This window comes from Paenibacillus vulneris (genome assembly GCF_039543185.1).
In the GTDB taxonomy this organism is placed as follows: domain Bacteria; phylum Bacillota; class Bacilli; order Paenibacillales; family NBRC-103111; genus Paenibacillus_S; species Paenibacillus_S vulneris.
In genome coordinates, this window is the sequence record NZ_BAABJG010000002.1 from 113229 (window position 1) to 126391 (window position 13163).

13 protein-coding genes are annotated in these 13163 nt (G+C 44.3%); 11 read left to right on the top strand and 2 right to left on the bottom strand.

Features of this window, described 5'->3' with window-relative positions; all coding sequences use genetic code 11:
- Window positions 1-18: 18 nt before the first annotated feature.
- The 10 genes from ABEA66_RS00940 (at window position 19) to groL (ending at window position 7178) form a co-directional block, all read left to right on the top strand.
- The gene (locus ABEA66_RS00940; RefSeq protein WP_345585192.1) at window positions 19-150 is read left to right on the top strand and encodes a hypothetical protein; all 132 of its coding nucleotides are present in this window, start codon (window positions 19-21) and stop codon (window positions 148-150) included.
- A complete protein-coding gene (locus ABEA66_RS00945) occupies window positions 147-815 on the top strand; it encodes an FkbM family methyltransferase (RefSeq protein WP_345585194.1) in 669 nt (222 codons plus the stop codon). Before ABEA66_RS00940 ends, ABEA66_RS00945 begins: the two co-directional genes overlap by 4 nt.
- Before the next feature lie 146 nt (window positions 816-961).
- Window positions 962-1600, top strand: a complete 639-nt coding sequence (locus ABEA66_RS00950) for a 5-formyltetrahydrofolate cyclo-ligase (RefSeq protein WP_345585196.1) — start codon at window positions 962-964, stop codon at window positions 1598-1600.
- Window positions 1597-2091 (top strand): cyclic pyranopterin monophosphate synthase MoaC, encoded by a 495-nt coding sequence (gene moaC / locus ABEA66_RS00955; protein WP_079913831.1) that lies wholly within the window; start codon window positions 1597-1599, stop codon window positions 2089-2091. Before ABEA66_RS00950 ends, moaC begins: the two co-directional genes overlap by 4 nt.
- Before the next feature lie 41 nt (window positions 2092-2132).
- Window positions 2133-2633 carry a molybdopterin adenylyltransferase gene (gene mog / locus ABEA66_RS00960; protein ID WP_079913832.1) on the top strand — a complete coding sequence of 167 codons (501 nt, stop codon included), beginning with the start codon at window positions 2133-2135 and terminating at the stop codon, window positions 2631-2633.
- A complete protein-coding gene (locus ABEA66_RS00965) occupies window positions 2623-3618 on the top strand; it encodes a molybdopterin-binding protein (RefSeq protein WP_345585199.1) in 996 nt (331 codons plus the stop codon). The genes mog and ABEA66_RS00965 overlap by 11 nt, the downstream gene beginning before the upstream one ends.
- A gap of 42 nt (window positions 3619-3660) precedes the next feature.
- Complete coding sequence (locus tag ABEA66_RS00970; RefSeq protein WP_192704635.1) at window positions 3661-3945, top strand: Sec-independent protein translocase subunit TatA/TatB; 285 nt, start codon at window positions 3661-3663, stop codon at window positions 3943-3945.
- 35 nt (window positions 3946-3980) lie between these two features.
- Entirely contained in the window at window positions 3981-4742 is a 762-nt protein-coding gene (tatC, locus tag ABEA66_RS00975; protein ID WP_079913835.1) for a twin-arginine translocase subunit TatC, read from the top strand.
- A 401-nt stretch (window positions 4743-5143) separates the two neighbouring features.
- Window positions 5144-5425, top strand: a complete 282-nt coding sequence (gene groES, locus ABEA66_RS00980) for a co-chaperone GroES (protein ID WP_079913836.1) — start codon at window positions 5144-5146, stop codon at window positions 5423-5425.
- 124 nt (window positions 5426-5549) lie between these two features.
- On the top strand, window positions 5550-7178 hold the full coding sequence (gene groL / locus ABEA66_RS00985) for a chaperonin GroEL (RefSeq protein WP_079913837.1): 1629 nt from the start codon (window positions 5550-5552) through the stop codon (window positions 7176-7178).
- A 618-nt stretch (window positions 7179-7796) separates the two neighbouring features.
- Here groL and ABEA66_RS00990 read toward each other — a convergent pair.
- Both ABEA66_RS00990 and ABEA66_RS00995 read right to left on the bottom strand, forming a co-directional pair.
- Window positions 7797-9485, bottom strand: coding sequence for an S-layer homology domain-containing protein (locus ABEA66_RS00990; protein WP_345585208.1), 1689 nt, complete (start codon window positions 9483-9485; stop codon window positions 7797-7799).
- A gap of 152 nt (window positions 9486-9637) precedes the next feature.
- Window positions 9638-12109 carry an O-antigen ligase family protein gene (locus tag ABEA66_RS00995; protein WP_345585211.1) on the bottom strand — a complete coding sequence of 824 codons (2472 nt, stop codon included), beginning with the start codon at window positions 12107-12109 and terminating at the stop codon, window positions 9638-9640.
- Between the two features lie 262 nt (window positions 12110-12371).
- Between ABEA66_RS00995 and ABEA66_RS01000 the strand changes: the two genes are divergently transcribed.
- Window positions 12372-13160, top strand: a complete 789-nt coding sequence (locus ABEA66_RS01000) for an ABC transporter permease (protein WP_345585213.1) — start codon at window positions 12372-12374, stop codon at window positions 13158-13160.
- The last annotated feature ends 3 nt before the right edge of the window (window positions 13161-13163 follow it).

Below are 13163 nucleotides of genomic sequence, written 5' to 3' on the forward strand. Positions count from 1 at the left end.
GTGTTCAGGAGGGGGAGCATGCACGGTTTATATATAGGAAACAGCCGAATGCTGATCTCGACGGTTTGGAACGGTCAGCTTATTGTGCCCGCTGATGATCTGAGCTTGATGCCTCATCTGGCTTTGACAGGGGCCATAGTCTGCCGTTGACCCGCTATGTATTGAACACGTTGAAGGCCGGACAAATCGCTGTCGATATCGGGGCAAATGTCGGGTATTTTTCGGTCCTGTTCGGTATGCTTGTCGGGCCGCTTGGCAAGGTGATCGCCTATGAGGCCAATCCCAAGCTGGTGGAGTATTTGAACGATTCGTTGTCTATCAACTACTTGCATGACCGAACGATCGTCTGCAACAAGGCGGTCTACAGTGCGGAGAGGACCATTCCTTTTTACGCCAATGAAAAATTTAAAGGAAATGCTTCCGTAAACAAGCATAATGCGGATTATTTTCAACATGATAAAGAAGAGGTTCATTCTGTGGATGTCCCTGCCGAGAGATTAGACCTGCATTATGATGCTTTGCCTCAGATCGACCTGCTGAAAATGGACATCGAAGGCGGGGAATATCACGCGTTCCTGGGCATGCAGCAATATTTGGAGCGCCGCACTGTGGGAACGGTGGTCTTCGAGCTAAATAGCGCGGCTCTGCAAAACGATCTGGAGCCCTTTCACGAGCTGCTGCATAAGTACGAGCAAGAGAAGGGGTATTGCTTCTATCTTCTCAATTCTGAAGGCCAGCTGGTCCCATTTCCGTTCGAGGAAATACGGAAAGGCTCCGGGTATCCCTATGTCATTATGAAGCCCATTAGCCCCTAAATGGACAAAAATGAAAAAGAAAAGCGAGGAAACGGTTCTCTTGCTTTTTTTTAATGGATAATTGTTGTAAACTGAATGAAAACGATGTTTTTTCAGCAGAAGGCAATTTCCTCACGTTTCCGACCCCATCAAAGAGAGGCCGTTACATGAATATCAAAGAATGGAAAGTAGAGCTTCGACGCCATGCGGAAGCAGAGCGAAATGCATTGTCTCCTTCGGAGCACAGCAGCAAGTCGAAGCGGATTAGTGAAGCGTTGGTTCGCCGAATCGGCGAGATTATGGATTCCAGTGTCAGGCCGGGTCATCGGCCCACTTTATTTACGTATGTACCTGTTAAATCCGAGGTGGATGTGACGCCGGTAATGGAGGCCTGCTGGGCCAAACAATACCGTGTGCTTGTCCCCAAAGTGCAGCAGGAGCCCAAGCAGCTGAAGCTGTTCGAAATCTCGTCCTATGACGATTTGGAGAAGGGGTCCTGGAACATTCCCGAGCCGGTGTCAAGTGCGCCCCGGTTCCATGACGTGAAACAGATCGATGTGATTCTGGTTCCCGGTCTTGCTTTTGATTTGCGATTCGGAAGACTGGGCTACGGCGGCGGCTTCTACGATCGTTTTATGCAGCAGTATGTACGCTCCGGCTGGAGCATGCCGTATATTATTGCAGGAGCCTTTGAATTGCAAATGATTAAGGAGGTTCCGATGGGCTTGTTCGACTTCCGGCTGGACGAGCTGATTACGGAGGAACGAACGCTCCGCGCCTCCGCAACGGGAGGGGTGAAGCGATGAGTGAATCTAATCCGTTGACTCATTTTAATGAGCAGGGAAGAGCGCGAATGGTCGACATCTCCGATAAACAGGAGACAAGCCGCACTGCAACGGCAAGGACGAGCGTCACGATGAAGCCTTCTACGCTGACTTTGATCAAGGAAGGACGCATCGGTAAGGGGGACGTGCTTGCCGTGGCGCAGGTCGCGGCCATCATGGCCGCCAAGAAAACGTCGGACTGGATACCGATGTGCCACCCGTTATCCTTAACGGGGATCGACGTCCGGTTTAGCGACAACGACGATAACTGTCTCTATATCGAAGCGACCGTTAAGACGAAAGGGCTGACCGGAGTGGAGATGGAAGCGTTGACTGCCGTCTCGGCCGCCGCTTTGACCGTCTATGATATGTGTAAGGCCGCGGAGAAGGATATGGTGATAGGTCCGACCCTGCTGGTCAACAAGACCGGCGGCAAAAACGGAGATTTTTATAGAAACGATACCGACAGGTAATCACTTTACGGTACAATAAGCCCATGGAGAGGAGTAAGCTTATGCGTTGGAAAGTGGCGATTTTAACCGCAAGCGACCGAGGATCCCGGGGAGAGCGTGAAGATACGAGCGCCCAAGTCATTCGGGAGCTGATCGAAGAGGAAATTAACGGGGAAATTATTGAATACCGTGTAGTGCCGGACGAAAAGGACGAAATCATGGCCGCACTGATCGAAATGACCGATTATTTCAAGGTTGATCTTATCTTGACCACAGGCGGAACGGGCTTGGCCCCCAGGGATGTAACACCGGAAGCGACATTGGAAGTGATTGATCGCCAAGCTCCGGGATTTGCCGAGGCGATGCGAATGATCTCGATGCAAAAGACGCCTAGAGCGATGCTCTCGCGGGCGGTATCCGGGATTCGCGGAAGAACGCTGATCATTAATCTTCCAGGCAGCCCCAAGGGCGTATCGGAAAATTTGGCCGCCATCATGGATCAGCTGCCCCATGCTCTGGGCATCCTGACTGGCCGCGAAGGAGATCATGGCTATGAAGCCTGACAGCATGCTTCGTGAGGTTAGGGTAGAGGATGCCGTCGGGATGATGCTGGCGCATGATTTGACGCAGATTCTGCCCGGCGAGTTCAAGGGCCGTCTGTTCAAGAAGGGCCACGTAATCCAGGAAAGCGATATCCCGGCCCTTTTGAATATCGGCAAGGAGCACATTTATGCCATGTCATTGGAGCAAGGCTGGCTTCATGAGGATGAAGCGGCCAAGCGAATGGCCAAGGCAGCGGCGGGATGCAATGTCGTGCTGACGGAGCCCCATGAAGGGAAGGTCACGCTGAAGTCCTCTATTCATGGGTTAGCCAAGGTACACAAGCCGCTGGTCGATGCGGTGAATAGCCTGGAGCAGATTGTGATGTCCACGATCAAGACGAATACGGTCGTACAACCGGGACAGGCGTTGGTCGGCACGCGGGTGATTCCTCTTATTATAGAAGAGGACAAAATCATAGAAGTAGAGAAGCGGGCGAGCCAGCCGTTGGTTGAGGTCAAGCCGTTTCGACCGCTCCGTGTAGGCTTGATTACTACAGGAAGTGAAGTATTTAAGGGACGGATTCAGGATAAATTCGGTCCTATTGTCAGGGAAAAAGTAGCGGCGCTCGGCTCCGAAGTGGTGGAGCAAAGGCTGGCACCGGATGATAGCGACACGATTGCCGGCGAAATCCGTTATTTTTTGGAAGAGCAAAAGGTCGATCTGATCCTTGTGACCGGCGGGATGTCCGTAGATCCGGATGACCGGACTCCGGGTGCCATTAAGCAGGCGGGAGCCCGCATAGTAAGCTATGGGACACCGATGCTTCCCGGCTCCATGCTGTTGATTGGCTACTTGGGCGAGACGGCTATTATGGGCCTTCCCGGCTGCGTGATGCATGATCCGTACACCTCGTTCGATGTTCTGCTGCCGCGAATTTGTGCGGGCGAGCTCATTACGCGTGAAGATATCGTCGAAATGGGGTACGGAGGGTTATACGGATGTTAGCTTGTTGTTTGGTCAAGATTAGAGCATGATGAAGGAGGTCCTATGAGTATTTCTCACATACTGCTTATCGCTATCGTGGCGTTGGTGTTATTCGGCCCCAAAAAGCTGCCCGAGCTCGGCAGAGCGTTAGGCAAGACGATCCGGGAATTTAAAAGCACCGCCAATGATTTGATGAGCGGATTGAACGATAGCGAACCGCAGCCACAGCCACAGCGCAAAGATGTCACACCGTCCGGAACGAATCCGAGCGGCAGTCAGCAAGCAGCAACGGGCGGAACGAGCCAGCAGGAACGACCGGCCGCAGATTCGCGCAGGCTGCCGGATTAATCACTATTCACTTCACACAGCAGGTTGGTGAACAAATGAAAGAGAACGATGAAGGGATGACGCTGGTCGAGCATCTCAGTGAGCTTCGCAAACGGATTATGTGGGTGCTGCTCGTGCTCATTATCGGAATGGTCATAGGCATTATCGTAGCTCAGCCGCTTATTATGTATTTGAAGAGCGTCTCGCCTGCCAAAAACATTCCATGGCACGTGTTCTCGCCTTGGGATTCTATCCGTATGTACATGAGCTTCGCTTTGGTAACCGGACTTATTCTGACGATTCCCGTCGCTTTATATCATATTTGGGCTTTTCTTAAACCGGGTCTGCGGGAAGAAGAGCAAAAGGCATCGCTCAAATTTGTTCCGTTTGCCTTTTTACTCTTTTTGATCGGACTGGCCTTTGCCTATTTTGTCGTATTTAAAATGGCGTTTATGTTTACATCGGGCATTTCGGAAAGATTGGGGCTCGAGGAAACCTACGGCGCTGCCCAATATTTTTCGTTTATGTTCAATATCTTGGTTCCGATCTCACTCTTGTTCGAGCTGCCGATTGTCATAATGTTTCTGACCCAGCTGCGTATCTTAAACCCTAAGAGGCTGCATAAGATTCGCCGTTACGCTTATTTGATTCTCGTCATTATCGCTGCGATGATTACGCCTCCGGATATGCTGTCGGCTGTCATCGTATCCGTTCCTATGATTATTTTGTATGAATGCAGCGTACTGCTGTCCGGCGTAGTATACCGCAAGCAGCTCCTTAAGGATCAAGCCTGGGAGGAAGAATACGGCGCCAAATAAGTCTGCTTCTGTCAGTCTCTGATTGGCCGAGGGCAGGCTTTTTTTCATCACCGGAGGACGGGCCGTTTTTTTTAATGGGGTTGCTGAATTCGATGCTTCTCGTACATACAGAATTGTTCTCGGGTAACGGGACCGATTTGTGTGCCGTTTCCTGCCGGGCAATGCTTTGCAGCGGTCCGGAGAAAGCTAGTCTACGGAAGTTTTGCACTATTATTCGACATCGTATATTTTGAATTTGGATGGATACAATGAGTGGGGTGTGAAAGTTCCGTAAAATGCATAAAACCACTTGCAAAATTCACACAAACTGATTATCATAATAAGTGTTGTTAGCACTTAGCATATTCGAGTGCTAACGGGATATATGAAAACAACCATAATCTAAAGGAGGCTATTTTCTCATGATCAAACCGTTGGGTGATCGCGTAGTCATTGAAGCCATTGCTAAGGAGGAAACCACAGCAAGCGGTATCGTGCTGCCAGACACAGCAAAAGAGAAACCGCAAGAAGGCAAAGTCGTAGCAGTTGGTAGCGGCGCTCTTAAAGACGGAGTGCGCGTACCGCTTGAGGTTAAAGAAGGCGACCGCATCATTTTCTCCAAATACGCAGGCACTGAAGTGAAATTTGATGGCCGCGAGCTTTTGATTATGCGTGAAAGCGACATTCTGGCCGTACTTGCTTAATTGAGGGGCCTTTACTTAAGTTAGCCTATAAGCTGCTGCTTTATGAGCGAGCGAGCTTTTTACTTACGATGCAAATAATGGTACGACTTTAAATACAAACTTATTTTTCGGGAGGGTATCACTCATGGCAAAAGAAATTAAATTCAGTGAAGACGCTCGTCGCGCGATGCTGCGTGGTGTAGACGCTTTGGCGAATGCCGTAAAAGTTACTTTGGGTCCTAAAGGCCGCAACGTGGTTCTGGAGAAAAAATTCGGCAGCCCGTTGATCACTAACGATGGCGTTACCATTGCTAAAGAAATCGAACTCGAAGATGCATTCGAGAACATGGGTGCTCAACTCGTTAAAGAAGTAGCAACCAAAACTAACGATGTAGCCGGTGACGGTACTACAACAGCTACGGTTCTTGCACAAGCTATGATTCGCGAAGGCTTGAAAAACGTAACAGCTGGCGCTAACCCAATGGTAATCCGTAAAGGGATCGACAAAGCGGTTAAAGCGGCTGTAGAAGAGCTGAAGAACATCTCCAAAACCATCGAAGGCAAACAATCTATCGCTCAAGTAGCTGCTATCTCTGCTGCTGACGATGAAGTAGGCCAACTGATCGCTGAAGCTATGGAAAAAGTGGGCAAAGACGGCGTTATTACCGTTGAAGAGTCCAAAGGCTTCGCTACTGAGCTTGAAGTAGTAGAAGGTATGCAATTTGACCGTGGCTACATTTCTCCGTATATGATCACGGATACGGACAAAATGGAAGCTATTCTGGATAACCCATACATCTTGATCACAGATAAAAAAATCTCCAACATTCAAGAGATCTTGCCTGTGCTTGAAAAAATCGTACAACAAGGCAAACCGCTTTTGATCATCGCTGAAGATGTGGAAGGCGAAGCTTTGGCAACCCTGATCATGAACAGACTTCGTGGAACGTTCACTTGCGTAGCGGTTAAAGCTCCTGGCTTCGGCGACCGTCGTAAAGCTATGCTGCAAGACATCGCTGCATTGACTGGCGCACAAGTGATCACGGAAGAGCTTGGTTTGGAATTGAAATCCACTCGTCCTGAGCAATTGGGTACAGCTCGTCAAATCCGCGTAACGAAAGAAAACACAATCATCGTGGACGGCGCAGGCGACAAAAAAGACATCGGCGCTCGTATCTCCCAAATCCGTACGCAATTGGAAGAAACCACTTCCGACTTCGACAAAGAGAAGCTGCAAGAGCGTCTGGCTAAATTGGCTGGCGGCGTAGCCGTTATCAAAGTTGGTGCTGCTACTGAGACTGAACTGAAAGAGCGCAAGCTTCGCATCGAAGATGCTCTGAACGCTACTCGTGCAGCAGTTGAAGAGGGTATCGTTTCTGGCGGTGGTACAGCCCTCGTGAACGTATACAATGCAGTTGCGGCAGTACAATCCTCCGGCGACGAGCAAACAGGCGTAAACATCGTTCTGCGCGCTCTGGAAGAGCCTGTACGCACGATCGCAGCTAACGCTGGGCAAGAAGGCTCCGTTATCGTTGAGCGCTTGAAAAAAGAAGCCGTAGGCATCGGCTACAACGCTGCTACCGGCGAATGGGTTAACATGTTCGAATCCGGTATCGTTGACCCTGCTAAAGTAACCCGTTCCGCACTGCAAAACGCAGCTTCCGTTGCAGCTATGTTCTTGACAACCGAAGCGGTTATCGCAGACAAACCAGAAAAAGACAAACCAGCTATGCCTGACATGGGCGGCATGGGTGGCATGGGCGGCATGATGTAATCCATCTGCCTCCGGCAATATAAAGCCGGCAGCTATCACTTTCGAGTGAGGGCTGCCGGTTTTTTATGTGTAAACAAGCAGATGTAGCTGATGAAAGTCCGGTGGGAGGGGTAAGCAAGCCCAGGCGTGCTAAGAGACTTATGTACGGAGGTATTTGTGTGTATAAAGGCATCGACGGAAAATACCTGCTGGTGACAAGCATAGGCCATGTACTGGTTTATATCATAAAATTGAATTCTACCGTGTACTCAAACAGGCTTCGCAAAGGGGAGAAGAAGAATAGTACCATCCATATGGAGGAAGACTATAGAAGCTGTATGGAGCTTGAAGAGATAGTGAAGAAGCCCCTAGTGTAATTAGCATGACACGAAAGAAACACGCGCTGAAATGATCCCATGAAGCTCAACGCATGGATCATTAAGTTATTATACAGGGCCTTTATTGCTTGTACGGTTACATGCAATTGTTTGACCTCGGTTACCGTTCCCCTTTAAGTTATCCGAGTGTTGTAGATGAATGTGAGTTTGCTAACTTATCCTAAAGCGAAGGGACAAACCGAAAACTCTACATAAAAAAAAGACCCGATACCGAAGTATCGAGTCTTCCTTCATAAACTTATTAGTTAATGAAGTTCGCAACGCTCAAGAAACGTTTCAGCATAGTAGCTGATTGTGCGCGAGTAGCTTGGCTGTCGGAACCGATAGTATCATCAGTCATACCGTTGATCAAACCAGCATTGATCGCAGCAGCGATTTCTTTTTGAGCCCATACGATTTTGTTGGAATCTTTATATTTGCTCAGTACGGATTCTGGATCCGAAACACTTGTAGCGATGTCAGCATAGTTCATTGCACGGATAACCATTGCTGCCAATTCTTCACGAGTGATTTGAGCATCTGGACGGAAAGTTTTATCCTCGTAGCCATCGATGATGCCAGCTTTAGCTGCAGTAGCTACAGTGCTTGCATACCAAGCATCGGATTTAACATCAGTAAAGCTGCTAGTTGCTGCTGCGGAAGACAGTCCCAAAGAACGAACTACCAATGCTGCGAATTCAGCACGAGTAATGTTACGGTCTGGTTGGAATGCTGTATCAGTCACACCGTCAACAACCAATTTGTTAGCAAGAAGCTCTACATCAGCTTTGGACCAGTGGGAAGCCACATCGGCAAAGCTTTTCTTGGATTCAACTACAGTGTAGATGCTGCTGCCGTTACGTTTCAAAGTAGCTGTTGTTTCACCATCTGCAGTTGCAAAAGTGGAAGGAACGAAGCTTACTTTTTTCGTTGTTTCGTTGTAAAGAACACCAGTTACAAATTTGGAATCAACAGATTTGGAAACTTTGATGGAGCGAGATACATAGGTTTTACCGAAGTCAACCGCTGCAGTCTTGCTACCGTTATCCACTGCTACCACGTTAAAGTCAACTGCGTCAGCTACTTGAGTAGCACCCAGTGCTGTTGCAGCAGCTTTCACAGCGTCTGCAGTTTCGCCAGTTACTTTAGCGATAGATACTTTAATTTTCATATCTTTTACTTCTACGCCAAGCGTTTTAGAAAGATCGTCCAAATTAAGTACCGAAAGAGGAAGAGTCAAAGAACCATTGCTGTTAACAATAATGATGGTTTTGCCAGCTTTTACTGCATCAACCAATGCGGAAGCAGGAAGAAGGGCAAGATCACCGGAAAGGTTCAAAGTAACTGTGTTGTTGTTTGCCAAAGCATTGGTCAGTGTGTTCGCATCAACAGAACCGTCGCTGCTTACGGAGATAGTGCTACCAGTGCTGATACCACCGCCACCGCCGCCACCGCCGCCACGGCTACTACCACCGCCATTACCAGGGGTTGTAGAAGTGTTATTTACAGTGGAGTAAACGGAATCACCAACGGACACTACGCCCTCTTTATAAACAGTAGTATTAACAGTTAGCGAGTTGTAACCATTAATGTTGGAAATACCTTGGATATCGTAGAACCAGCCTTTACCTTCTTGGTAAACGTTGTTATATACAGCCTTAGTAGCAGTCAAGAACTTACCATCAGGGCTATATACGTTTACATATACTGCGTCACCAACGCTGGAATCTAGATAAACGTCGGAATATACGCTGCCGGTTACAGAACCGTTCCTATAAGTCAAGCTTGAAAATCCAGTGGCGGCGAAAGCCAGCACAGGAACCATCATTGCGATAACAAGCATTAATGATAGCAATGCAGATGTTTTCTTTACGAAAGTGCGATTTAACACCAGATTTCTCCTCCTATTTCTTTCTCTGTTTGATCCTTTGTGAAGATTATTGTTCGCCATTATCGTCATTCACCTCCTTTCTCGACGGAAGTTATATAACAAGGCTAGGCCTAGTTAAACAGTTTTAAAAAAACATAAAACCCATTCTAACATCTATCGACTAAAATTGGTAGCATTTTGCTCAAAAAAACAAACTCCCAAATAATAGAACGTTATTTAACGGAAAAAGTTGCGTTTAACAGCGTGTTAATTTCATCCTTTTCTTTAGGATCCTTGGTAATCAGCTTATTATATAAGGATTCATCGTTTTTATTTTGTTTCTGAAGTGAGGCTAAGTACCATCTAGCCATCTCAACATCGACCTGTTCATTGAATTGATCATTCAATTGGAACTTTAAAAAAGATTCTGCCGACGCATACTTTCCATGCATAAATTCAATCTGTCCCAAAGTAAAAGCCATATTTTTGGTTAAGCCGAAAGGACGTCCTTGCTGTTGACCTTTAGGGAGAAGCTCTAATTCTTTAGACTTGTTTACCATAGTATTGTAAGTTTCCATGGCTTGGCTCCAATATTTTTCAGCTAAAGCTTTGTCCGATTGAGATCTTGTCCCCAAGTCGTAGTTCATCAGAATGTTTTTCTCATAAAGCGTAATGTCCCAAGGAAAGTTGTTAATTTCATTGTTCACGAGCTCTAGAGCTTTTGGCAGCTGGTCTTTAATGGCCAAGGTGTAAATTTCCTTGTCAATAAGTGCTCTATTATGAGGTTCCTTCGCCCGGGTCTTTTGAATCATATCCGTAGCCTGATTAAAGAGTTTTTCATCTTTGGTTTGATTATAAGCTTGAAGTAAAAGGTCAATCTTATACGATGCATAGTCTGGGTGGTTTGGATGCTGCTTTAATGCATTATCCAACGGAATGAAAACCTCATTAATAGTTTTACTGGACTGAGCCAATGATAAAGCGGATTGAAAATTACTGTTGGCAGTTAACATCTTCGTCGAGCTAAAGAACATAAAGATGGATAAGACCACAAGCACAGAAGGATAAATCCATTTGTATTTATTGAAAGCGAGCCATTTTTCGGACAATGCTGGTTGCTCAGAACCCGAAATCATCCCCCCTAAGGAAAGGAATAGAAGGGCTCCCAAATAAACATAACTCAAGTCAAAGTCGATCATACTATGAACAAGTAACGAAATTGTGACAATGTAGAACATGAATCGTTTGTCGTCGCTAGCGGCAGACTGACTTTTAATGGAGTGTCTAATAAAGAGATATAAAACCCATCCAATAACAAACAATAAAATAAGGAAACCCAGTGCACCAACCTCAACTAAATACTGAAGGAAGAAATTGTGAGCTTGTCTACTTACGTAAGGATTATTTTGGTATTTCTCATAAAGTGCTGCCCAAGCTCCTCCGCCTGCGCCTATAATAGGGTAATCTTTGTATAATTTAATCGCATCTACATAGAAGGTTCCGCGCTCCAGAACACTATGCTGCTGGAAATTAATACTTTCGATACGATTTTTAATGTTTTCCGGAAGCAGCTGGGTTAGTCCCGTTCCATAAAGAAGAAGAAGAACTCCAAGAGCTCCAATAATAATTGCAACTGCAGGAATAAAAATGTTTGATACACGGTATTTCGAGATATTACTCAATTTCTTTTCAACAAATGGTTCACATTTTTGAATTGCCACTGAAATTACACCATTGATTAGAGAAGCTGCCAGCAAAATTCCCCAGCCAAGGTAAGAGATATTAGGTATAGATTCTTTATTAACTTCAATTCCTAAGGAAGTAACTTTATTTAAAATCACTAAGGAAATAACAAACGAAATAATACAATGAACAAGGTAAAGTACTTGTTTATAAGGTTTCAGGAAAGGTAGTATTACTAGCAAAACAATCGGCAAAATAACAAGTCCGCCTCTGGAAAGAGTAAGGAAAAAAGAAATAATGATCGGCACAGCCATCATACCGTGTACAAGTGTCGGAATCAGTTTCTTTGAACTGATAATTAAGTAGATGCAGCAGAATAAAATGGCAATTAAATAAGCAGCGTATGAGTTAGCATATTGGAATATGGAAGTTAAACGAAACCCATTTGCATCTGTCATTACAGCATCTTTATAAAATCCAAAACCATCCATACCGTTCGTGAACCAGGAAACCATATTAAAAATGATGGCTTTATTTCCAAGCCAATTAAATAACCCGAATAGGACTACAAAATAACTTGAAGCTACAAAAAATCGTCTAAGAAGATTAGTACCTGATTCCGAGCGATTAATATACAGACCTACCAAAAAAAATACTACATAAAGCAGTTGTATATATATTCCATTTTGTGCATAATACGATGAGGCAGAAGAACTTAGAGATATAACATAACTGATGGGTATTAACCAGATGACGATACTTATAAGGTCTCTTTGACTAGATAACTTCCAATTATAAAATTGAAAGAGTGAGACAAGGAAGAGAATAATAGCTGACCAGATAAAAGAACTGAATAGAGGTCTCTCGAAATCATAGGTATTTCCGTTAAATAGTCCTTTTTGAAAAGGTGCCCAAAATAAAAAAAGAACTGTTAAGCCTAAAAGTATCCAGAATAAGATGGAGGTTCGCTCGTCTTTTGCCATAGCTTTTTTTGTCGAACTCTTTGGATTTTTGTATGACATGTGTTTTCTCCTTTATTTATTTAAAAATATGTTTATAATTTTATCACACCTTATGTTAGAAGGCACTCAACTATAGAAGTGAAGGAATATTTATAGTTCTAGCTCCAAAATACGACAATATCTTACCATAATAATTTAATGGAATCTATAAAGGTAAGGGTGCTACTATATAAATATGAACAGAGTAGCAATGACATTTTATTTTTGCTAGAATTAACTTGGAGATTAGATCTTACAATAAAAGTCAAAAGAGGAATGCGAAATGCTGAATTTTCCCGAACTAAAAAGAAATTTTAAACTAATTGGTGAATTAGCCAAAAATGATTTTAAATCGAAATATCTTGGTTCGACTTTAGGTGTAATATGGGCTTTTATACCACCGACAGTAAGTATCTTGATATTTTGGTTCGTATTTCAGGTAGGATTTAAAAATATGCCGGTAGATGATTTTCCGTTTATATTGTGGTTAATTACTGGTATTATTCCATGGTTTTTTATTCAAGATAGTATTTCAAACTCTATTAATTGTTTTCTAGAAAATACTCATCTTGTTAAGAAAGTTGTATTTAAATTAAGTGTACTTCCTATAGTTAAAATCACCTCTTCACTGATAATTCATTTATTTTTTCTATGCATACTCATTATTATGTTTTATTTGTATGGTTATTCTTTCGACCTATATTGGTTACAAGGAATATATTACACAATTTCCTCAATTATATTAATTATTGGGATTTCGTTGATTACTTCTTCGATAGTTGTATTTTTAAAAGATATAAGTCAATTTATTAATATGGTGCTTCAATTTGGTTTCTGGTTAACGCCCATTTTTTGGTCATTGAAAATGATACCTATTGAATACCATGATCTATTAACGTTAAACCCATTTTATTATATTATTAACGGTTATAGAGAATCTTTTATTTATAAGAAGTGGTTTTGGGAAAATCCAGGGCTATCATTTTATTATTGGTCGTTCACTTGCATTGTACTCATTATTGGAATAGTTTTATATAAGAAATTAAAGCCTCATTTTGCAGATGTGTTATAAAGG